At 65.3% G+C, this 20143-nt stretch carries 20 protein-coding genes; 14 read left to right on the forward strand and 6 right to left on the reverse strand.

What is annotated here, in order from left to right; translation table 11 throughout:
• Positions 1–135 precede the first annotated feature (135 nt).
• The 9 genes from pyrC (at position 136) to ACFOMH_RS00435 (ending at position 9341) form a co-directional block, all read left to right on the forward strand.
• A complete protein-coding gene (pyrC, locus tag ACFOMH_RS00395) occupies positions 136–1179 on the forward strand; it encodes a dihydroorotase (RefSeq protein WP_377741893.1) in 1044 nt (347 codons plus the stop codon).
• The gene (locus ACFOMH_RS00400; RefSeq protein WP_374425828.1) at positions 1176–1847 is read left to right on the forward strand and encodes an orotate phosphoribosyltransferase; all 672 of its coding nucleotides are present in this window, start codon (positions 1176–1178) and stop codon (positions 1845–1847) included. Before pyrC ends, ACFOMH_RS00400 begins: the two co-directional genes overlap by 4 nt.
• Before the next feature lie 138 nt (positions 1848–1985).
• Positions 1986–3485: a replicative DNA helicase gene (locus tag ACFOMH_RS00405; RefSeq protein ID WP_374425829.1), complete on the forward strand. Its 1500-nt coding sequence runs from the start codon at positions 1986–1988 to the stop codon at positions 3483–3485.
• Positions 3482–3844 (forward strand): DMT family protein, encoded by a 363-nt coding sequence (locus ACFOMH_RS00410; RefSeq protein ID WP_377741896.1) that lies wholly within the window; start codon positions 3482–3484, stop codon positions 3842–3844. Before ACFOMH_RS00405 ends, ACFOMH_RS00410 begins: the two co-directional genes overlap by 4 nt.
• Before the next feature lie 63 nt (positions 3845–3907).
• Positions 3908–5128: a multidrug effflux MFS transporter gene (locus tag ACFOMH_RS00415; protein WP_374425831.1), complete on the forward strand. Its 1221-nt coding sequence runs from the start codon at positions 3908–3910 to the stop codon at positions 5126–5128.
• A gap of 61 nt (positions 5129–5189) precedes the next feature.
• The gene (locus tag ACFOMH_RS00420; protein WP_374425832.1) at positions 5190–6584 is read left to right on the forward strand and encodes a helix-turn-helix domain-containing protein; all 1395 of its coding nucleotides are present in this window, start codon (positions 5190–5192) and stop codon (positions 6582–6584) included.
• A gap of 434 nt (positions 6585–7018) precedes the next feature.
• The gene (locus tag ACFOMH_RS00425; protein ID WP_377741898.1) at positions 7019–8314 is read left to right on the forward strand and encodes a DUF5930 domain-containing protein; all 1296 of its coding nucleotides are present in this window, start codon (positions 7019–7021) and stop codon (positions 8312–8314) included.
• Positions 8304–8825, forward strand: coding sequence for a bactofilin family protein (locus ACFOMH_RS00430; RefSeq protein WP_374425834.1), 522 nt, complete (start codon positions 8304–8306; stop codon positions 8823–8825). Before ACFOMH_RS00425 ends, ACFOMH_RS00430 begins: the two co-directional genes overlap by 11 nt.
• A gap of 132 nt (positions 8826–8957) precedes the next feature.
• On the forward strand, positions 8958–9341 hold the full coding sequence (locus tag ACFOMH_RS00435) for a TIGR03067 domain-containing protein (protein WP_377741900.1): 384 nt from the start codon (positions 8958–8960) through the stop codon (positions 9339–9341).
• A 51-nt stretch (positions 9342–9392) separates the two neighbouring features.
• Here ACFOMH_RS00435 and ACFOMH_RS00440 read toward each other — a convergent pair whose 3' ends face one another.
• The 5 genes from ACFOMH_RS00440 to ACFOMH_RS00460 all read right to left on the reverse strand — a co-directional run bounded on the left by ACFOMH_RS00440 (position 9393) and on the right by ACFOMH_RS00460 (position 13126).
• Complete coding sequence (locus tag ACFOMH_RS00440) at positions 9393–10247, reverse strand: DUF2189 domain-containing protein (RefSeq protein ID WP_377741902.1); 855 nt, start codon at positions 10245–10247, stop codon at positions 9393–9395.
• 54 nt (positions 10248–10301) lie between these two features.
• Positions 10302–11021: a hypothetical protein gene (locus ACFOMH_RS00445; protein ID WP_377741904.1), complete on the reverse strand. Its 720-nt coding sequence runs from the start codon at positions 11019–11021 to the stop codon at positions 10302–10304.
• Between the two features lie 88 nt (positions 11022–11109).
• On the reverse strand, positions 11110–11604 hold the full coding sequence (gene coaD, locus ACFOMH_RS00450) for a pantetheine-phosphate adenylyltransferase (RefSeq protein WP_374425838.1): 495 nt from the start codon (positions 11602–11604) through the stop codon (positions 11110–11112).
• A 91-nt stretch (positions 11605–11695) separates the two neighbouring features.
• Positions 11696–12133: a CBS domain-containing protein gene (locus ACFOMH_RS00455; protein ID WP_377741906.1), complete on the reverse strand. Its 438-nt coding sequence runs from the start codon at positions 12131–12133 to the stop codon at positions 11696–11698.
• Between the two features lie 99 nt (positions 12134–12232).
• Positions 12233–13126, reverse strand: coding sequence for a LysR family transcriptional regulator (locus ACFOMH_RS00460; protein ID WP_374425840.1), 894 nt, complete (start codon positions 13124–13126; stop codon positions 12233–12235).
• A 200-nt stretch (positions 13127–13326) separates the two neighbouring features.
• Here ACFOMH_RS00460 and ACFOMH_RS00465 point away from each other — a divergent pair, with 200 nt between their 5' ends.
• From ACFOMH_RS00465 to ACFOMH_RS00485, 5 genes are all read left to right on the forward strand, one after another.
• Positions 13327–14826, forward strand: a complete 1500-nt coding sequence (locus ACFOMH_RS00465) for a CoA-acylating methylmalonate-semialdehyde dehydrogenase (RefSeq protein ID WP_377742361.1) — start codon at positions 13327–13329, stop codon at positions 14824–14826.
• 110 nt (positions 14827–14936) lie between these two features.
• Positions 14937–16082: an acyl-CoA dehydrogenase family protein gene (locus ACFOMH_RS00470; protein ID WP_377741908.1), complete on the forward strand. Its 1146-nt coding sequence runs from the start codon at positions 14937–14939 to the stop codon at positions 16080–16082.
• Positions 16082–17086 carry an enoyl-CoA hydratase/isomerase family protein gene (locus ACFOMH_RS00475; RefSeq protein WP_377741910.1) on the forward strand — a complete coding sequence of 335 codons (1005 nt, stop codon included), beginning with the start codon at positions 16082–16084 and terminating at the stop codon, positions 17084–17086. The genes ACFOMH_RS00470 and ACFOMH_RS00475 overlap by 1 nt, the downstream gene beginning before the upstream one ends.
• Positions 17086–17961 carry a 3-hydroxyisobutyrate dehydrogenase gene (gene mmsB / locus ACFOMH_RS00480; protein ID WP_377742363.1) on the forward strand — a complete coding sequence of 292 codons (876 nt, stop codon included), beginning with the start codon at positions 17086–17088 and terminating at the stop codon, positions 17959–17961. Before ACFOMH_RS00475 ends, mmsB begins: the two co-directional genes overlap by 1 nt.
• Positions 17962–18039: 78 nt before the next feature.
• Entirely contained in the window at positions 18040–18378 is a 339-nt protein-coding gene (locus ACFOMH_RS00485) for a hypothetical protein (RefSeq protein WP_377741912.1), read from the forward strand.
• A gap of 112 nt (positions 18379–18490) precedes the next feature.
• On the opposite strand, the gene recN is transcribed toward ACFOMH_RS00485, so the two are convergent.
• Positions 18491–20140 carry a DNA repair protein RecN gene (recN, locus tag ACFOMH_RS00490; RefSeq protein ID WP_377741914.1) on the reverse strand — a complete coding sequence of 550 codons (1650 nt, stop codon included), beginning with the start codon at positions 20138–20140 and terminating at the stop codon, positions 18491–18493.
• Between the last annotated feature and the right edge of the window lie 3 nt (positions 20141–20143).

Raw genomic sequence — 20143 nt, forward strand, 5'->3', positions numbered from 1 at the left:
AATTTCCTCTAACACCGGCGATGGTAAACAAAACTGCACCGAATTCCGCGCATATGCCAAGTCATCCTTTTGTGTAGTGTCATGCACGGGGTCATGACTATGGCCATGCGGTATCGGCCAGTATAGAGAAAACAAATGACCAGAACCCTAACGCTTCGACGCCCCGACGATTGGCATCTGCATCTGCGCGACGGCGCCATGCTGCAGGCAGTGGCTTCATATTCAAGCCATTTCGGCCGCGCCATCATCATGCCCAATCTGGTGCCGCCGGTCGTCACCGGGGCACAGGCGCGGGCCTATCGCGACCGGATCACCGCCGCGCTGGACGCCAAAGTGACGTTACGTCCACTGATGACGCTCTATCTGACCGAAAGCACCGATCCGGCGGATATCGTCGATTCGCATGCCGCCGGCATCATCTCGGCGGTCAAACTTTATCCGGCGGGCGCCACGACCAACTCGGCCTCTGGGGTGCGCGATTTCGACAAGGTGCGCCCGGCACTCGAGGCGATGGCCGAGGCCGGAATTCCGATGTGCTTTCATGGCGAAGTGACCGATCCCGCGATCGACATCTTCGACCGCGAGGCGGTGTTCATCGACCGCGTTCTGGACCCGATCCGTCGCGCCACGCCGGGGCTTAAGGTGGTGATGGAACATATCACCACCTCGGACGGCGCCGATTACGTCGCCGCAAATGACAATATCGGCGCGACCATCACCACGCATCACCTGGTCATCAACCGCAATCACATTCTCGCGGGCGGCATCCGGCCGCATTACTACTGTCTGCCGGTGGCTAAACGCGAAACCCACCGCCTCGCGCTGCGCCGCGCCGCGACATCGGGGGATCCGCGCTTTTTCCTGGGCACCGACTCGGCACCCCATCCCGACCGCGCCAAGGAATCGGCCTGCGGCTGCGCCGGCTGCTTCACCGCGCCGAACACCATGTCGATCCTCGCCCATGTCTTCGAAGAGGACGGCGCGCTCGACCGGCTCGAGGGTTTCACCTCGCTCAATGGCGCCGCCTTCTATGGCCTGCCCGCGAATGAGGACCGGATCCGCCTTGTCAAACGCGACGTCCCGGCCGAATACCCCACCCATATCCCCGCCGGGGACGAGACCGTGACCGTCTTCGATCCCGGCTTTCCGCTTTACTGGCATGTCGAGGACCCCGCATGACCCTGCCCTTCCCCCCGCGCGAGGAAATCGCCCGCCTGACCGCCCGGATGCTTCTGGAAATCAAGGCCGTGCATTTCAACGCGGCCGAACCCTTCACCTATGCCTCGGGCCTCAAGGGGCCGACCTATATCGACTGCCGCAAACTGATCAGCTTTCCACGCATCCGCTCGACGCTGATGGATTTCCTGTCGGCGACCGTGCTGCGCGATGTGGGCTTCGACGCCTTCGACAATATCGCCGGCGGCGAAACGGCGGGCATCCCCTTTGCCGCGCTGGTCGCGGAGCGGCTGGAACTGCCCATGACCTATGTGCGCAAAAAGCCCAAGGGTTACGGCCGCAACGCCCGCATCGAAGGCGCCATGACCGAGGGACAGCGCGTCCTTCTGGTCGAGGATCTGACCACCGATGGCGGCTCGAAGCTCAGCTTCGTCGACGCGATCCGCGACACCGGCGCGACTTGCGCCCATACGGCGGTGATCTTTTATTACGGCATCTTCGCTGACACCACACAGCGTCTGGCCGATCACGGCGTGGCGCTGCATTACCTCTGCACCTGGTGGGACGTTCTGGCCGAGGCCCGCGCCCAGGGCTTTTACGACGATGCCACGCTCTCCGAAGTCGAAAGCTTCCTGACCGATCCCCGCGCCTGGCAGGCCGCCAACCCTTGATTTCTTCTTCATTCAAATATCCATCCGGCGGCACCGCTGGTGCGACTTTTGGTCTTAGGCATTCTCGCCCATGGACCCGGTGCCCCCGGATGTGAAATAAGCAGCCTACCAGTCCAGGACATTGCCGGAGCCTCACGGATGAGCGAACTGCGCGCCGTCGAAATCAGGAAGCCCAGCGAAATCGCCAGCGCCGCCGCCGAACAGGCCGTGCCCTTTTCGATCGAGGCCGAGCAACAGCTTCTGGGCGCCCTTCTGACCAATAACGAGGTTTATGACCACGTTTCGCGGATCATCGGTCCGCAGCATTTCTATGATCCGGTCCATCGCCGCATCTATGAAATCAGCGCCGAGCGCATCGCCAAGAACGCACTGGCAAGCCCCGTCACCATCAAGGCCTTCATGGAACATGACGCGGGCCTCAAGGAACTGGGCGGCCCGGCCTATCTGGCACGTCTGGCGGGGGCCGCGATTTCGTCCCATGCCGCGCGCGACTATGCCCAGATGATCCGCGAATTCGCGCTGCGCCGCGAATTGATCAGCCTGGGTCAGGATATCTCGTCGCGGGCCTCGACGGTCACGGTCAGCGATTCGGCCGAGGATCAGATCAAAGAGGCCGAACAGGTCCTCTACAAGCTCGGCGAACAGGGCGTGGCCGAACGCGGCTTTCAAAGCTTTCTGGCCGCTGTCACGGGTGCGCTCAATGCAGCCAATGCGGCCTTCAGCCGGGGCGGCGGGCTTTCGGGCGTGTCCTCGGGCCTTACCGATCTTGACGGCAAGATGGGCGGTCTGAACCGTTCGGACCTGATCATTCTGGCCGGACGTCCCTCGATGGGGAAAACCTCGCTGGCCACCAACATCGCCTTTAACGTCGCCAAGGCCCACAAGCTGGGCGAATTGCCCGATGGCAGCCATGGCACGGTCGCGGGTGGCGTCGTCGGCTTCTTTTCGCTGGAAATGTCGGCCGAACAGCTGGCGGCGCGGATCCTCTCCGAGGCGGCCGAGGTCCCCAGCGAATCGATCCGCCGCGGCGACATGACCGAGGATGAATTCCGCCGTTTCGTCAAAGCCGCGCATGATCTGCAAAACTGCCCGCTTTTCATCGACGACACGCCCGCCTTGCCGATCAACCAGCTGGCCGCCCGTGCCCGCAAGCTCAAGCGCACCATGGGCCTTGACCTGCTGATCGTCGACTATCTTCAGCTCTTGCGCGCCGCCACCGCCAAGGACAGCCGCGTGAACGAGGTCAGCGAGATCACCCAGGGCCTCAAGGCCGTGGCCAAGGAACTGGACATTCCGGTGATCGCGCTTTCGCAGCTCTCGCGTCAGGTCGAGAGCCGCGAGGACAAGCGCCCGCAGCTTTCGGACCTGCGCGAATCCGGCTCGATCGAACAGGACGCCGATATCGTCATGTTCGTCTTCCGCGAGGAATATTACCGCGAACGCGAAAAGCCCGCCGACCACGATCTGGACAAGATGGCGGCATGGCAGCAGATCATGGAATCCTGTCACGGCAAGGCCGAGGTCATCATCGGCAAACAGCGCCACGGTCCCATCGGCACCGTCGAGCTGGCCTTCGAGGGCCGCTTTACCCGCTTTGGCAATCTGGAAAAACACCGCAGCTGGGATCGCGCTGAATGAATCTGCCAGTGCCGGCGGTGACGATCGGACTTTTGATCCTGTCGAACCTGTTCATGACGGTCGCCTGGTACGGGCATCTGAAATTCAAGGCGGCGCCCCTTTTCGTGGTCATCCTGATCAGCTGGGGCATCGCCTTCTTTGAATATGTGTTGCAGGTGCCCGCGAACCGCATCGGTTACGGCCATTTCAGCGCCGCCCAGCTGAAAACCATCCAAGAGGTCATCAGCCTTTCGGTTTTCGTGCTGTTTTCTTGGGTCTGGCTGGGCGAGCGGCTGACCTGGAACGTGGCGCTTGGCTTTGGCTTCATCTGCTTTGGCGCCTTCCTGATCTTTTACAATTTCGGCGGATCCTCGCATTAGCGCAAAACAGTATTGCGGATCGGGACGGTTGCCATTTTCCGCCGCACGCGGGAAACAAGGGGAATGAGTCCCGAAAATTCCCCCCAAGGCACGCCTGCGGCGCGCCGGCCCAGCCTGCTGACGCTGGTCGCGATTTCGGCGGCGGGCGCCTTCAGCATGAATATCTTCCTGCCATCCCTGCCGGGCATGGCCGAGGATTTCGGCGTCGATTACGCGCTGATGCAGCTGGCCGTCTCGGCGTTTCTGGGGGTCAGCGCGGTGCTGCAACTGCTTTGCGGGCCGATCAGCGACCGTTTCGGGCGCCGGCCCGTGGTGCTTTGGTCGCTGACCATCTTTCTGGTCGCGACGCTGGGCACGCTGATGGCGCCCTCGGCGGGGTGGTTCTTGTTCTTTCGTATGGTGCAGGCGGTGATCACCACCGGCTTTGTCATCAGCCGCGCGGTGGTGCGCGACATCGTTCCGGCCGAACAGGCGGCCAGCATGATCGGCTATGTCACCATGGCGATGTCGCTGGTGCCGATGGTGGCCCCGGTGCTGGGCGGCACCCTGGACGAGGCCTTCGGCTGGCGCGCCAGCTTTATCGCCATGGGGGTTCTGGCACTGGTGGTCCTGGTGCTGTGCTGGTTCGATCTCGGCGAGACGGCGCGCGGCGGCGGCATCCCCATGCGGCAACAGATCGCCACCTATCCGGTGCTGGCGCGGTCACAGCGGTTCTGGGGCTATGCGCTGGCCGCGACGCTCAGCGCGGGGTCGTTCTATGCCTATCTGGGCGGCGCGCCCTTTGTGGGCAAGAACGTGCTGCACCTGTCGCCGGCCGAGGTCGGCTATTGGTTCGCCGCGCCGTCGCTGGGCTATGCGCTGGGGAATTTCCTGTCGGCGCGCTGTTCGGTGCGGATCGGCATGAACCGGATGGTTCTGGCGGGGGCGCTGATCTGTACCCTTGCGCTGTCGGGGGCGCTGTTTCTGGATCTGATGGGGCATCACGCGCCGCTGGTGTTTTTCGGCTCGGTCGCGTTCATGGGTCTGGGCAATGGCATGCTCTTGCCGAATGCCAATGCCGGCATGATGAGCGTGCGCCCCGAACTGGCCGGCACGGCCAGCGGGCTCGGGGGCGCCATGGCGGTGGCGGGGGGCGCGGGGCTTGCGGCGCTGGCCGGCGCATTTCTGCATGACGACGCGGGCGCCGCGCCGCTTTTGGTGATCATGGCGGCATCGGCGGGCGCATCGGTGCTGGCGATCCTTTGGGTCATCGCGCGCGAACGCCAGATCATGCGCGGCGGCTGATCCCCCTTGCGCCGACCCCTTTGCAAAGCGTATCCCGGACTTTGCAAAGGCAGGAGACAGCATGCCCACCCAGAAAATCTATGCCGGTGTCTCGCTGCGCGAAACCCGGTCGCGCGCCGGGCTGACCCAGCGGGCCTTTGCCGACCGGCTGGGGGTCTCGCTGCCATATCTGTCGCAGATGGAAAACAACCACCGCCCGGTTTCGGCGGGCGTGCTGTTGCGGCTGGCATCCGAATTTTCGGTCGATCTGGGCGCGATGGCGGTGGGCGATGCCGAACGCATGGTCATGGACATGTCAGAGGCGCTGGCCGATCCGCTCTTTGACGCGGCCCCGCCCCGCGCCGATCTGCGGCTGGCCGCGACCAATGCCCCGGCGCTGGCGCGCGCCTTCCTTGACCTTTACCGCGCCCATCGCGAGGGGCAGGAACGGCTTGCCGCGCTGGACGAGGCGCTGGGGGCCGGTGCCCAGAACGCCACCACCTCGCCCTGGGAAGAGGTGCGCGACTTCTTTCATTACTGCGACAACTATATCGACGCCGTGGACCGCGCCGCCGAACAGTTCAGCCGCCGCCGCCCCGACATGCCACCGCTGGAACGCGCCATCGCCGCCCTGTCCGGGCGCGGCGTCACCGTCACCCGCAGCGAGCTGGGCAGCGGCCCGGTGTTTCTGCGCGAGGGTGCGCGGATCACCCTGAACGCGGCCGCGCCCCACGCCACCCAGGCCTTTCAGCTGCTGCATCTTCTGGCGCTGGAAACCCAGGGCGATCTGCTGGACGCGACGCTGGAACTGGCGCGTTTCCGCAGCCCGACGGCCCGCAATATCGCCCGGCTGGGGCTGGCCAATTACTTTGCCGGCGCCGCGATGATGCCCTATGGCCCGTTCCTGGACAGTGCCCGGGCCGAGCGTCACGATCTGGAACGGCTGGCGCATCTGTTCCACGCCTCGCTGGAACAGGTGGCGCACCGGCTGTCGACCATGCAGCGCGGCGGCAATCGGGGTGTGCCGTTCTTTTTCGTCCGCGTCGATCAGGCCGGCACCATCACCAAGCGCCATTCGGCAACGCGGATGCAATTCGCCCGCTTTGGCGGCGCCTGCCCGCTGTGGAACGTGCATCAGGCCTTTGAAACGCCGGGCCGTTTCCTGCGCCAGCTGGCCGAGACCCCGGACGGCAAGCGCTATCTGCTGCTGGCGCGCGACGTGTCGAAACCCGGCGGTGCCTTCGGCGCGCCGGTGCGCCGCTTTGCCATCGGCCTTGGCTGCGAGATCAGCCATGCGCGCGAAATGATCTATGCCGACGGGCTGGATATCGGCACCCCACAGCTTTTCGAGCCGATCGGCGTCTCGTGCCGGATATGTCCGCGGGCGAATTGCCATCAGCGCTCGGTTCCGCCGATGGATCGCCATATCCGCATTCCGCAGGACCGGTCCGGCCCCCTGCCCTATGAAATAGCCTGATACGCAAAGCGGCCCAGAGTTCCCGGCGGCAGTCATTATTTTCGGCCCAGGCGATTCTGCGACGCGGCAGCACGGGCTGTGGAGGGCGATTCCCCGCAGCTCTGCCGCGCGGAAATGACGCACAACCGCAAGCTGCCGGCCTTTTAAAAAAGCACGCGAGAGCAAGCGGAGCTTTGCACAAAGAATACCTGACTATCAATTTCTTACGCCGGAATCCCCGAGAGCTCTGGCTGTCATGCGCACGCGGCGGGCCCGGATGACCGGCAATAATCCACCCGCCCGCCGCCCCGATATCGGCGTTAATCCGCGCATATATCCCACCCCCCTGCCGGATTTGTTGCGCTTTGGGCACAGGTCGGATTTATCCGTGACCAGCCAAAGGACCCGGCACGGCGTGCGACAGGTCCGGCCCAACAAAAATGGAACCCGGGACATTGCGCATTACCCAGAGCCTGAATTCGGTGCTTGAGCGCTGGCTGCCAGAACAGCGCCTCTTCCTGAAATCGGATCGGTCCACCCGCTTTCTGCGACTGCGTCCGGCGACGCAGCTTTTGGCCTTGGGCGGGGTGGCAACGGTCTTTGGCTGGTCCATCGTGGCCAGCTCGATCCTGGTGATCGACAGCTTCGGCGCCAATGCATCGCGTGACGGTGCGCGCGGCCCGCAGGCCACGCTCGAGGCCCGGCTGAGCGATCTTTCCGTCGAACGCGACAGCCGCGCGGCCGAAGCCGTGGCGGCGCAGAACCGCTTCTCGGTGGCGCTGGATCAGGTGTCGCGCATGCAGTCGCAGCTTCTGGAATCCGAAGCCCGGCGGCGCGAGCTGGAAACCAGCATCGGCGCCGTTCAGACCAGCCTGCAAGAGGCCGTCAGCAGCCATCATGCCGCCGAAGGCGCGTCCATGACGGCCGAAGATGCCGCCGGCTCGGCCGCGCGCACCGCCGAATTGCAGGCCGCGCTCGACATCCTGTCGCGCGAGCTGAAATCGGCATCCGACGAACGCGGCCGCGCCGTGCAGGATGCCGAGGATGCCCGCCGCGTGGCCGAGGCCGTCACCCTTGAGCGCGACCAGATCGTTGCCCGCAATGACGAGATCCTGTCCCAGCTCGAAGACGCGGTGACCGTCTCGATCAAGCCGCTGGACGACATGTTCCGCAGCGTCGGCATGAACCCCGACGACATCCTGCGCACCGTGCGCCGCGGCTATTCCGGCGCGGGCGGCCCGCTGAATCCGATCGGCTATTCCTCAAGCGGCAATGCCGAGATCAGCCAGCGCGAGGCCAAGGCGAACGAGATCCTGATCACGCTGGACCAGATGAACAGCTATCGCATCGCGGTCGAAAAGATGCCCCTGGCCATGCCGGTCAAATCGGCCTTTCGCTATACCTCGGGCTATGGCCGCCGCTGGGGCCGCGCGCATGAGGGCATCGACATGGCCGGCCCGACCGGCACCCCGATTTTCGCCACCGGCGACGGCGTCGTGATCTTTGCCGGCTGGCAGCGCGGCTATGGCAACCTGATCAAGATCCAGCACGAGCTTGGCACCGAGACCCGCTTTGGTCACTTGTCTAAGATTCGCGTGAAGGTCGGCCAAAAGGTATCGCGTGGCGCCCGTATCGGTGATATGGGCAATACCGGCAGGTCGACCGGCTCGCATCTTCACTATGAAGTACGCGTGAACGGTCGTGCCGTTGATCCCATGAGCTTCATCAAGGCAGCCCAAAATGTTTTCTAAGACCCGAGTGACCGAACCTGGCCCCCGTACCCAAGCCGCGCCCGAGCAAACCGAGCCGCCCCGCAGCCTTGACCAGAATTACGACATTCCGGCATCGGCCCCCGCGGCCGCCCCGCGCCCGCGCACTGCCCCTTCGGTTCTGTCCTCGGACCTGACGGTCAAGGGCAATATCCAGACCCAGGGCGATATCCAGATCGAAGGCAATGTCGAAGGCGACATCCGCGCCCATCAGCTGACGGTCGGCGACAGCGCCACCATCCGCGGTGAGATCGTGGCCGAGGAAATCGTCGTGAACGGCCGCGTGATCGGCCGCGTGCGCGGCCTGAAAGTGCGCCTTTCGGCCACCGCCCGCGTCGAAGGCGACATCATCCACAAGACCATCGCCATCGAATCGGGCGCCCATTTCGAGGGCTCGGTCCAGCGCCAGGAGGATCCGCTGGCCAATGGCGTGACGCCGAAGCTGGCCCCGCCGGCCGCGCGTCCGGCCAAGGCGAACGCCGAAAACGAATAACGCGGTTTTTCCGCATACAGGCAAAACGACCATCGGGGCGGCCATCGGCCGCCCTTTTGCATGGCTGCCCGCGACGGATTGCGGTCGCAAGCCGCGCAGTCCGACCCGTCGGGATCATGGGGAAAGCAGATCGTGACAACGGATATTGACCGGCTTCAGGGGCGTTGGTCGCAGGTGGCGTTCGAGGAGAACGGCATCACGGACGCGCCGGACAGTCATGGCGCGCCCATGGCCGTGTTGACCCTGTCGGGGCACAGTTTCCATGTCGGAATCCCGGGTCAGGACAGGCTTGTCCAAGGCAGCTTTGCAATCGACGCATCCCGCGACCCCAAAAGGATCGACTGGGTGGATGCCATCGGCGATGACGCCGGCAGGATCATCCCCGCCATCTATCATCTCGATGGCGGCCGTTTCAGATTTGCGGCAGCAGATCCCGGCATGCCAAAGCCGAAGGACTTTGCCGGCGGGCCGGGCATCACCATCCGCGCCTTTGTCCGGCTGATGCCGATGACCTGATCCGGCCGGGGCCGCCGATGCGGCCGAAAGGCCGGTGATGGCCGCGCGCGCCTAATCCGGGTCGGGCATCAGCCGGCGATACATGTGCCAGCTGGCATGGCCCAGCACCGGGAGCGTGATGAACAGGCCCAGAAACATCGGCAGGATGCCGATGAACAACAGCCCCGCGATGATCGCGGCCCAGACCGCCATGACCAGCGGATTGGCCGCCACCGCCTGAAAGCTCGCGATGCTGGCCGTAATCAGGTCCACCTCGCGATCCATGATCAGCGGCAACCCGACCACGGTGATCGAAAACAGCACCGCCGCGAAACCCGCACCAATGACGGTGCCGATGGCCAGCATGGTCAGCCCGCGCCCCTGCAACAGGATCTCGGGCGAGGTGCTGATATTGGTCAGCGACGACACCCCCATGAACAGCGCGAATGTCGTATGCGCGACAAAGACCCAGAACATGAACATCAACAGGATCACCATCGCCATAGACGGGATCTGGCGGTCCTTCTGGGCGATGACCACGGCCAGCACCTCGCGCCAGACCAGCGGCTGGTCGGCCTCGATGCGGCGGCTGACCTCGTAAAGGCCGACGGCGGCAAAGGGCGCGATCAGCGGGAACCCGACCACAAAGGGCATCAGCCACCATTCCTGTCCCGAGGCCATGGCGACCGCCGCAAGCACCAGCCCGCCCAGCACATAAAAGGCGGAAAACAGCAATCCAAAGGCCGGTGCCCGGCGAAAATCGCGCCACCCCTCGCGCAGGGCGGCGGGGATCGCATCCAGCCCGACGACGGCGGGAAACGGGATCTCGTCCGGGCCGGGATCGGGCGCGGGATCGGGCATCGGCGGCCGCTCGGGGTCCGGGATGGGGGTCGGGATCGGCCTCGGGCCGGTCTCTTCTGCGATCATCAGCTCCTCCCTTGGTTGCCGCAAGGTTAGCAGCCACATCCAAAAGGAAAAGAGCTATTGCGGGCGCGTCACCGCCGCCAGATCGGCAAAGATCGTCCCGACCTCGGGCCAGATGGTCGAAGACGACACAATGCCCCAGAACGGCGCCATGGCCAGATCCGCCTGAAGGTTGAAGCGGCGGAAATGAACCGGCGCCTGCGTCAGATCCAGCACCCCGTCTTGCGGGATTTCGACCAGCATATGCACCCCTTTCGAGACGCCGATATCGGGCCAGTCGGGTTTGCGGTAAAGATCGGTCAGCCCAAGCATTCCGGCATAGCTCGTGGTCGAAACCGAGACGAAGGCATAGCGATAGGGAAAAGGCTCTGCCGGATCCGCCTCGGGCAGCATATCCCACAGGTTCAGGGGCCAGTCCACGGCATCCCGCAGCTCAAGCTCGGTGCTGCCGGTGACAAAGGAAAGCGTGTCAAAGGGGCATTCCGCATCACAGGTCACCCCGGCATGGTTCCCCTCTTGCAGATGCAAAAGCCGGCCGGGCGGCAGGATCAGGCGATCGGGACGGATCTCATCGGCGGCATAGCGGTCCAGATCGCGCCACAAGGCGATGCGGTCGAGCACCGGCTGGACACAGGACGCCGCCAGCGCCAGCGCCACCGAAATCGCCATGCCCCAGCGCCGGCCGCGAAAGATCAGCCGGTAAAGCAGGACCGCCAAGAGCGCGGTCAAAAGCAGCGGCAGCATATAAAGGATCAGGAAAAGGACCGGCAGCATCATGCCACCGCCCGGACAAGTCCGGGCCAAAACACCCAAGCGGAAACCGGCCCCGGAACCAGCCCGAAAACCGATCCCGCCGCGCCTGTCCTCACGCCGTGAACCGGGCCTTGAGCGCCGTGTTCACCGAGGGCGTGACGAATTTCGACACATCCCCCCCCAGCCGGGCGATTTCCTTGACCAGCTTGGACGCGATGGCCTGTCGCCGGGCATCGGCCATCAGAAACACGGTCTCGATGCTGGCATCCAGCGCCCGGTTCATGCCCACCATCTGGAATTCATATTCGAAATCCGCGACCGCGCGCAGCCCGCGCACGATCACCCCGGCGCCGACATCGCGGGCACAGTCGATCAGCAGATTCTCGAAAGGATGGACCAGAATTTCACCGCCGGTCCGGGCGGCGATGGCATCGCATTCCTCGCGGACCATGGCCACGCGCTCTTCAAGATCAAAGAGCGGTCCCTTGTCGCGGTTGATCGCAACCCCGATCACCAGCCGGTCCACCAACGCCATCGCGCGGGTGATGATGTCGACATGACCCAGCGTGATCGGGTCGAACGTCCCGGGATATAGACCGATCCGCATGGCGCATCCTCCTTGGTCGCGGGACGGAAACGAATAATGTTTCGCGCCGGAATGCAAGAGCCGACAGCGACGCGCCCGCGCCGATGCGGGCCTAATTGCCCATGATCATCCCGGTCAGCGCCTCTTTTTCGGCATGCAATTCCTTGAGCCGCGCCGAAACCGCATCCCCGATCGAGATCAGGCCGATCATCTCGCCCGCGTCATCGACGACCGGCAGGTGGCGGAACCGGCCTTCGGTCATGCGCTCAAGAATGGCCAGCGCATCCTCGCCGGTGGTGCAGGTGACCAGCTTTCGGGTCATCAGGTCGCTGACCGGCCGGTCCAGCACCGCCGCCCCGCTTTTGCTGAGCTCACGCACGATGTCGCGTTCGGACAGGATGCCCAGCGGCGTCCTGCCATCCTCGGACACGACGATCGCGCCGATCCGCTTTTCCGAAAGCAGCCGCGCGGCATCGGCCACGGTCGCGGCGGGCCTGATGGTGATAATGTCGCCGCTGGCCTTCATCGAGAGTATCTGATTGACGAGCATTGTTATTCCTCCTCAGTCCGGAATTGCGGAACGGCCTCTGGCTGTCAGCGTCACCTCAACCCGCGCTTGCGTCAAGTGGCCTGTTGTCACAACCTGCGGTCAGGGCGCGACGCGTGCCTGCAAGCGCGCAACTTCGGCCCGGATCCCCTGTGCCAACGCATCGCTCAGCCGGTTCATCCGCTGCGACCGGCGGTCATCGGCATGGCGGATCAACCAGAAACTGCGGGTCAGCGACACCTGATCGGTCAGCACCCGCCGCACCCCGGGACAAAAGGGGATCGCGAAGTCATGCACGATCCCCAGCCCCGCCCCCGCCCGGATCGCCTGCATCTGGACCGAGACCGAATTCGACGTGAGCTGCGCCCATTCCGCGCCCGTTTCCGCAAGATAATCCAGCTCGCGGTCAAAGATCATGTCGGCGATATAGCCGATCAGCCGATGCCCACGCAGATCGTCCAGATCGCGGATCGGGGGATGGGCGCGCAGGTAATCCTCATGCGCGGCAAGATGCAGGCGGTAATCGGTCAGCCGCTGCACCACCTGCCGCCCGGCCTGGGGTTGCGAGACGGCGATGGCGATGTCGGCCTCGCGCCGCGACAGGTTGAAGACGCGGGGCAATGCCACGATCTGGATTTCCAGCGCCGGATGGCTTTCGCAGATGCGCGCGCAGACCTGTGGCAAAAGATAGTTCGCGCAGCCATCCGGCGCGCCGATCCGCCATTGCCCGCTCAGGTCGCCGGGGCCGGACAGCGCATCCTCGGCCCCCGACAGCGCCTGTTCGGCGGCCTCGGCATGGGGCAAGAGCCGCTCTCCCTCGGGGGCAAGGGCATAGCCCTGCGGGGTTTTCAGAAACAGCTTGGCCCCCAGCGCCGCCTCAAGCCGCGCCACCCGCCGCCCCACGGTCGAGGCGTCGATGCCCAGCCGCCGGCCCGCACCCGACAGGCTGTCGGCGCGCGCCACCGCAAGAAAGATGCGCATATCGTCCCAATCCATCGCCGCTGTCCTTTCGTGCCCGCCGCTGTCGCTGGCCCCGGCCTTGGCCCAATCGCCAATCCGGTCGCCAGTCCTGTCGCCGGCAACCTTCGCCGAGCTTTGCAAAAACGCAAAACCCTTTTGCCAGACTTCCCCTTTGCCCGGCAAGGATGCAGCTGTACATTCCGCCCAAGATGAATTTCCACCCATGGGAGGATGAGATGCAGGAACTGAACCACTGGATCGACGGCAAGGAAGTCAAAGGTACTTCGGGCCGCTTCAGCGATGTCTATAACCCCGCCACCGGCGAAGTGATCGCGCGGGTGCCGCTGGCCACCCCGGCCGAGCTGGACGCCGCCATCCAGAGCGCCGCGAAAGCCCAGATCGCCTGGGCCGCCACCAACCCCCAGCGCCGCGCGCGGGTGATGATGAAATTCGGCGACCTGATCAACCAGAACATGGACATGCTGGCCGAACTGGTCTCGCGCGAGCATGGCAAGACCCTGCCCGATGCGAAAGGCGATGTGCAGCGCGGCCTTGAGGTGATCGAGGTCTGCATGGGCGCGCCCGCCATGCTCAAGGGCGAATATACCGACAATGCCGGCCCCGGTATCGACCTTTATGCCATGCGCCAACCGCTTGGCGTGGTCGCGGGCATCACCCCCTTCAACTTCCCGGCGATGATCCCCCTGTGGAAGATGGGCCCGGCGCTGGCCTCGGGCAACGCCATGATCCTTAAACCCTCGGAACGCGTGCCCTCGACCTCGATCGCGCTGGCGAAGCTCGCGCAAGAGGCGGGCCTGCCCGACGGCGTGTTGCAGGTGGTCAATGGCGACAAGGAAATCGTCGACGCGATTCTGGATCACCCGACGGTTCAGGCCGTGGGCTTTGTCGGCTCGACCCCCATCGCGCAATATATCTATGGCCGCGCCGCCAATAACGGCAAGCGCGCGCAGTGCTTCGGCGGCGCCAAGAACCACATGCTGATCATGCCCGACGCCGATATGGACAAGGCGGCGGATGCGCTGATCGGGGCCGGTTTCGGCGCGGCGGGCGAACGCTGCATGGCGATTTCGGTCGCGGTTCCGGTGGGTGAAGCCACCGCCGACGCGCTGATCGAGCGTCTTGTGCCGCGCATCGAAAAGCTGAAGGTCGGCCCCTATACTGGCGGCAATGACGTGGATTTCGGCCCCGTCATCACCAAGGCCTCGCAGGACCGCATCAACCGGCTGATCGCCTCGGGCGTGGATCAGGGCGCGGAGCTGGTCGTCGATGGCCGCGGGCTGAAAATTCAGGGCTACGAGAACGGCTTTTTCTGCGGCCCGTCGCTGTTTGACCGCGTCACTCGCGACATGGACATCTACAAGGAAGAGATCTTTGGCCCGGTCCTGACCACCGTGCGCGCCCAAAGCTATGAGGATGCGCTGGGGCTGGTCATGGACAACGACTATGGCAACGGCACCGCGATCTTTACCGCCGATGGCGACACCGCGCGCGATTTCGCCAGCCGGGTGAATGTGGGCATGGTCGGCATCAACTTCCCGATCCCGGTGCCGCTGAGCTATTACAGCTTTGGCGGCTGGAAAAAGTCGGCATTCGGCGACCTGAACCAATATGGCCCGGACGCCTTCCGCTTTTACACCAAGACCAAGACCGTCACCTCGCGCTGGTTCTCGGGGATCAAGGATGGCGCGGCGCTGAACTTCAAGGCGCTGGACTGATCGTTGCGGGCGGGGGCGGAACATGCCCTCGCCCGTTTCCAATCGGCGCGTGCAAAATTCACGCAACATTTCCGCGTCAGAAGCTGCACGAAAGACATGAAGGGAAGATCATGGATTTCGCACTGAACGAGGAACAGCTGGCCATTTTCGACATGGCCCGCGATTTCGGCGCCGAACATATCGCCCCCCATGCCCGCGCCTGGGAAGAGGCCGGCACCATCCCGCGCGATCTTTGGCGCCGCTGCGCCGAGCTGGGCCTTGGCGGGGTCTATGTCGACGAGGATTTCGGCGGCACCGGGCTTTCGCGGCTGGACGCCACGCTGGTCTTCGAGGCGCTGGCCATGGCCTGTCCCTCGGTCGGGTCGTTCCTGTCGATCCACAATATGTGCGGCGGCATGATCGACAAATTCGGCACCCCCGCCAACAGGGCGCGCTGGTTGCCGGAGCTGTGCCGCATGGATAAGGTGTTTTCCTATTGCCTGACCGAGCCGGGATCGGGGTCCGACGCCGCCGCCCTGCGCACCCGCGCCGAACGCGTCGATGGCGGCTGGCGGCTGAACGGGACCAAGGCCTTTATCTCGGGGGGCAGCTATTCGGACGCCTATCTGGTCATGGTGCGGACCGGGGGCGACGGTGCGCGCGGCATTTCGACCGTGGTGGTCGAGACGGGCACGCCCGGCCTGTCCTTTGGCGCACTGGAACACAAGATGGGCTGGAAGGCACAGCCGACCGCGCAGGTCCAGTTCGACGATTGCCTGATCCCGGACGAAAACCTGATCGGCGAGGAAGGGCGCGGCTTTACCTATGCCATGGCCGGCCTTGACGGCGGGCGGCTGAACATCAGCGCGGGCGCCCTTGGCGGCGCGCAGGCGGCGCTGGACGCGACCCTGCGCTATATGGGCGAACGCCGCGCCTTCGGTCAGACGCTCGATCAGTTTCAGGCGCTGCAATTCCGGCTGGCCGAGGCGGAAACCGCGCTGCAATCGGCGCGCATCTTCCTGCGTCAGGCGGCATGGAAGCTGGATCGGGGCGACCGCGACGCCGCCAAATTCTGCGCCATGGCCAAGCTTTATGTGACGGATCGCGCCTTTGAAGTTGCAAACCAATGCCTGCAACTGCATGGCGGCTATGGCTATCTTGCCGATTACGGGATCGAAAAGATCGTGCGCGATCTGCGCGTGCATCAGATCCTTGAAGGAACCAACGAAATCATGCGGCTGATCATCAGCCGCGCATTGCTGGCGGAGCGTGACTGATGGCCGATCTGGAAACCCGCAAGGACCGCCGCGCCGGTCGCATCACCTTTACCCGCCCGCAGGCGCTGAATGCGCTGAGCCATGAGATGGCCTTGCAGATCGACGCCGCCCTTCGCGCCTGGCGCGACGATCCCGAGGTGGCGCTGATCGTCATCGACGCCCAGGGGGATCGCGCCTTTTGCGCCGGCGGCGACATTGCCGCGCTTTATCACGCCGCAAGGGCGGGCGATCATGAGGTCGGGCGCGCATTCTTTCGCGACGAATACCGCATGAACGCCCGCATCGCCGAATATCCCAAACCCATCGTCGCCTTCATGCAGGGCTTTGTCATGGGCGGCGGCGTCGGCGTCGGCGGCAATGCCAGCCATCGCATCGTCGGCGACACCACCCAGGTGGCCATGCCCGAAACCGGCATCGGCATGATTCCCGATGTCGGCGGCAGCTGGATCCTCGCCCATGCCCCCGACGAGGCGGGCGAATATCTGGGCCTGACCGGCGCGCGCATGGGACCGGGCGATGCGATCTGGGCGGGCTTTGCCGACAGCTATGTCCCGGAACCGGAATGGCCGGCCCTGATCGAGCGGCTGGCCGAAACCGGCGACCCGGATGTGATCACGGATCACCCCGTCCCGCCATCCGCATTGGAGGCTCGCGACCTTTCGGCCTTTGCCGGCGATAGCGTGGCCGACATCATCGCCGCGCTTGAGGCGGCGGGCGATGACGAGACGCTGAAGCCGCTGCGCCGTGCCTCACCCCTGTCGATGGCGGCCACGCTGGCACTGGTCAGGGCCGCGCGGGGCGATCGCAGCATTCGCCAAAGTCTGGCCCGCGAGATGCGCTTTACCGCCCGCACCACCGCCGAGGGCGACTTTCTCGAGGGCGTGCGCGCCCAGATCATCGACAAGGACCGCAGCCCGAAATGGGCCGCGGATGCAAGCCCCGCGCATGTCGCGCATATGCTGTCATCGCTGGGGCCGAATGAAATCACCTGGGAGGATGCATGATGCGGATCGGTTTCATCGGATTGGGAAACATGGGCGGGCCGATGGCCGCCAATCTGGCGCGGGCCGGACATGAGGTCGCGGGCTTTGATCTGAGCGCGCCGATGCCCGACGGCGTCACTCGCGCAGACAGCGCCCATGCCGCCGCAACCGGCGCCGATGTGGTCATCACCATGCTGCCCAATGGCGCCATCCTGCGCGCCGTCGCCGATGAGGTGATCCCGGCCATGGCCCCGGGCGCGGTGCTTTGCGACTGTTCGACCGTCGATGTCGACAGCGCCCGCGCCGTGGCCGATCAGGCCGGCGCGGCAGGGCTGGGCGCGTTGGACGCGCCGGTCTCGGGCGGGATCGGCGGGGCTGCGGCGGGGACGCTGACCTTTATGGTCGGCGGCACGGATGCGGCATTCGCCAAGGTCGCGCCGCTTTTCGAGATCATGGGCCAGAAGGCCGTCCATTGCGGCGCATCGGGTGCCGGGCAGGCCGCCAAGATCTGCAACAACATGATCCTTGGCGTCACCATGATCGCCACCTGCGAGGCCTTCGCGCTGGCCGACAAGCTGGGGCTCGACCGGCAAAAGATGTTCGATGTGGTCTCGACCAGCTCGGGCTACAGCTGGTCGATGAACGCCTATTGCCCGGCGCCGGGCGTGGGGCCGCAATCGCCGGCCGATAACGGCTATAAGCCCGGTTTCGCCGCCGAGCTGATGCTCAAGGATCTGCGGCTGAGCCAGCAGGCAGCGGAATCGGCCGATGCCGACACCCCGATGGGCCAGCTTGCCGCCGCGCTTTACGGCCATTTCGTCGAGGATGAGGATGGCCGGGGCCGCGATTTCTCGGCCATGCTGCCAAGGTTTTCGGCACGCCATCGCGACAGCTGATTTCTTGACATCCCGAGGGAGCCTTTTCCCTTTTGCGGCGTTGTCCTGTATTAATCAAGCTATGCCGGGCCGGAACCCATGCTGAGCAAGTGTCACAATCTGATCCTGATCCTCTGGGCGGTCATCGCCCTGGGGACCGTGGCGCTGGCCGAGCAACCGGGCAAGGAAAGCCCCTCTCCGACGCTTGGCGCGGCCATGGCCAGCACCGGCGGAGAGGGCAAGGCCGCCATCCCGCAGGTCGGCCATACGGTCAAGGCAGACACCCTGCACCGCGTCACCCGCCCCGGGCTTTACGGCATGAGCCAGGCACCGGCAGGCAGCGCCTATGGCATCGTCAACGACCGCCTGATCCGCTTTGACCCCGCGACCGGGCGCGTGCTGTCGATCATCCGGCAGGTGGATCGCATTCTGGATTAGGATGGCCGGACCGGGACGGGACGGATTTGAACGGGACGGATTTTGGAATTGCCCGATTTGGACTGGCCGCGTCGGGAATGGCCGCGTCGGAAATGGCCGAACCAGAACCGACCTAACCCCGAGGGGCCAAAAGCGCGCGCGCGGCGGCCTTGGCGGCGGGGGTGATTTCCTCGCCCGCCAGCATCCGGGCGATTTCCTCGGTGCGCTCTGCCTTGTCGAGCGCCGCCACATGCGAGGTGGTCATGCCCGCAGTCACGGATTTCGCCACCCGGAAATGATTGTTCCCCAGGGCCGCGACCTGCGGGCTGTGGGTGACGACCAGAACCTGCGCCCCATCCGCCAGCTGCGCCAGCCGGCGCCCCACCGCATCGGCGGTGGCCCCGCCGACACCCCGGTCGATTTCATCGAAAATCAGCACCAGCGCGTCATTCCCGCGCGCCAGACAAACCTTCAGCGCCAGCAGAAAACGCGACAGCTCGCCCCCCGAGGCGATGCGGTCCAGCGGCCCGGCGGGCGCGCCCGGATTGGTCGCCACGGTAAAGACCACGGCATCCCGCCCCTCGGGGCCGGGATCGGCCTCGGCGAGACGGGTCTCAAAGACCGCGCGCTCCATCTTGAGGGGGGCGAGTTCGGCCGCCATCGCGGCATCGAGCCGTTTGGCCGCCGCTGCCCGCTGCGCGGTCAGGGCCGCCGCCGCCGCGTCATAGTCCGCATCCGCCGCCGCCACCTCGGCGGCAAGCCGCGTCAGCTGTCCCTCGCCGGCATCGATGCGGCCCAGCCGGGCGCGCAATTCATCGGCCAGACCGGCCAGCTCGTCGGCCAGAACGTCATGCTTGCGCGCTAGGGCCCGCAGGGCAAACAACCGCTCTTCGGTGGTTTCAAGCTCGCCGGGGTCGAAATCCATCGCCTGCAAGGCGCCCTCAACGCCCGAAACCGCCTCGCCCAGTTCGATCAGCGCCCGTTGCAGCGCCGTCGACGGCGCCTCGAGCCGGCCCTCGGCGCGTTCCGCCGCCCCGTCGAGCCAGCGCAGCGCATCCAGCATCGCGCCCTCGGCCCCCTCGGCGCCAAGCGCTTGCAGGGCGCGGGCGACATCCTCGCGGATGCGTTCGGCCCCCTGCATGGCGCGGCGGCGGGTGTCCAACTCACCCTCTTCGCCGGGTTGCGGGTCAAGCTTGTCCAGCTCGGCCACGGCATGGCGCAGGAATTCCTCTTCGCTTTTGGCGGCCGCCAGTACCGCCTCGGCGGCCTCGAGCGCGGCGCGCGCCTCGCGCCGTGCGGCCCATGCGGCCCGCGCCGGCCCCGGATCCAGCGCCGCAAAGGCATCCAGCAAAAGCCGATGCCCGCGCGGGTTCAAAAGTCCGCGATCATCATGTTGGCCATGCAATTCGACCAGCGTTTCCGACAACAGGCGCAGCACCTCGCCCGAGGCGCGGCGGTCGTTGATCCAGCCGGTCTTGCGCCCGTCCCCGCCATTGACGCGGCGGATGATCAGCTCGTCCGAGACCGGAAAACCCGCCTCGTCCAGAACCGTGCGCGCGGGATGGCCGGGCGGCAGATCGAAAACGGCGGTCACCTCGCCCTGGCTTGCGCCGCTGCGCACCAGATCGGCCCGCCCGCGCCAGCCCAGCACAAAGCCAAGGCAGTCGAGCAGGATCGACTTGCCGGCACCGGTTTCGCCGGTCAGCACGTTCAGGCCCGGCTGGAACGCAAGCTCCAGCCGGTCGATCAACAGCATGTCACGAATGTCGAGATGCCGGAGCATCGC

This window comes from Paracoccus mangrovi (genome assembly GCF_042648425.1).
GTDB lineage: Bacteria > Pseudomonadota > Alphaproteobacteria > Rhodobacterales > Rhodobacteraceae > Paracoccus > Paracoccus mangrovi.

What these genes read in the sequence shown, in the direction of transcription:
- pyrC (WP_377741893.1), top strand. Translation starts at nt 136, where the DNA reads ATGACCAGAACCCTAACGCTTCGACGCCCCGACGATTGGCATCTGCAT.
- ACFOMH_RS00400 (WP_374425828.1), top strand. Translation starts at nt 1,176, where the DNA reads ATGACCCTGCCCTTCCCCCCGCGCGAGGAAATCGCCCGCCTGACCGCC.
- ACFOMH_RS00405 (WP_374425829.1), top strand. Translation starts at nt 1,986, where the DNA reads ATGAGCGAACTGCGCGCCGTCGAAATCAGGAAGCCCAGCGAAATCGCC.
- ACFOMH_RS00410 (WP_377741896.1), top strand. Translation starts at nt 3,482, where the DNA reads ATGAATCTGCCAGTGCCGGCGGTGACGATCGGACTTTTGATCCTGTCG.
- ACFOMH_RS00415 (WP_374425831.1), top strand. Translation starts at nt 3,908, where the DNA reads ATGAGTCCCGAAAATTCCCCCCAAGGCACGCCTGCGGCGCGCCGGCCC.
- ACFOMH_RS00420 (WP_374425832.1), top strand. Translation starts at nt 5,190, where the DNA reads ATGCCCACCCAGAAAATCTATGCCGGTGTCTCGCTGCGCGAAACCCGG.
- ACFOMH_RS00430 (WP_374425834.1), top strand. Translation starts at nt 8,304, where the DNA reads ATGTTTTCTAAGACCCGAGTGACCGAACCTGGCCCCCGTACCCAAGCC.
- ACFOMH_RS00440 (WP_377741902.1), bottom strand. Translation starts at nt 10,247, where the DNA reads ATGATCGCAGAAGAGACCGGCCCGAGGCCGATCCCGACCCCCATCCCG.
- ACFOMH_RS00445 (WP_377741904.1), bottom strand. Translation starts at nt 11,021, where the DNA reads ATGATGCTGCCGGTCCTTTTCCTGATCCTTTATATGCTGCCGCTGCTT.
- coaD (WP_374425838.1), bottom strand. Translation starts at nt 11,604, where the DNA reads ATGCGGATCGGTCTATATCCCGGGACGTTCGACCCGATCACGCTGGGT.
- ACFOMH_RS00455 (WP_377741906.1), bottom strand. Translation starts at nt 12,133, where the DNA reads ATGCTCGTCAATCAGATACTCTCGATGAAGGCCAGCGGCGACATTATC.
- ACFOMH_RS00460 (WP_374425840.1), bottom strand. Translation starts at nt 13,126, where the DNA reads ATGGATTGGGACGATATGCGCATCTTTCTTGCGGTGGCGCGCGCCGAC.
- ACFOMH_RS00465 (WP_377742361.1), top strand. Translation starts at nt 13,327, where the DNA reads ATGCAGGAACTGAACCACTGGATCGACGGCAAGGAAGTCAAAGGTACT.
- ACFOMH_RS00470 (WP_377741908.1), top strand. Translation starts at nt 14,937, where the DNA reads ATGGATTTCGCACTGAACGAGGAACAGCTGGCCATTTTCGACATGGCC.
- ACFOMH_RS00475 (WP_377741910.1), top strand. Translation starts at nt 16,082, where the DNA reads ATGGCCGATCTGGAAACCCGCAAGGACCGCCGCGCCGGTCGCATCACC.
- mmsB (WP_377742363.1), top strand. Translation starts at nt 17,086, where the DNA reads ATGCGGATCGGTTTCATCGGATTGGGAAACATGGGCGGGCCGATGGCC.
- ACFOMH_RS00485 (WP_377741912.1), top strand. Translation starts at nt 18,040, where the DNA reads ATGCTGAGCAAGTGTCACAATCTGATCCTGATCCTCTGGGCGGTCATC.
- recN (WP_377741914.1), bottom strand. Translation starts at nt 20,140, where the DNA reads ATGCTCCGGCATCTCGACATTCGTGACATGCTGTTGATCGACCGGCTG.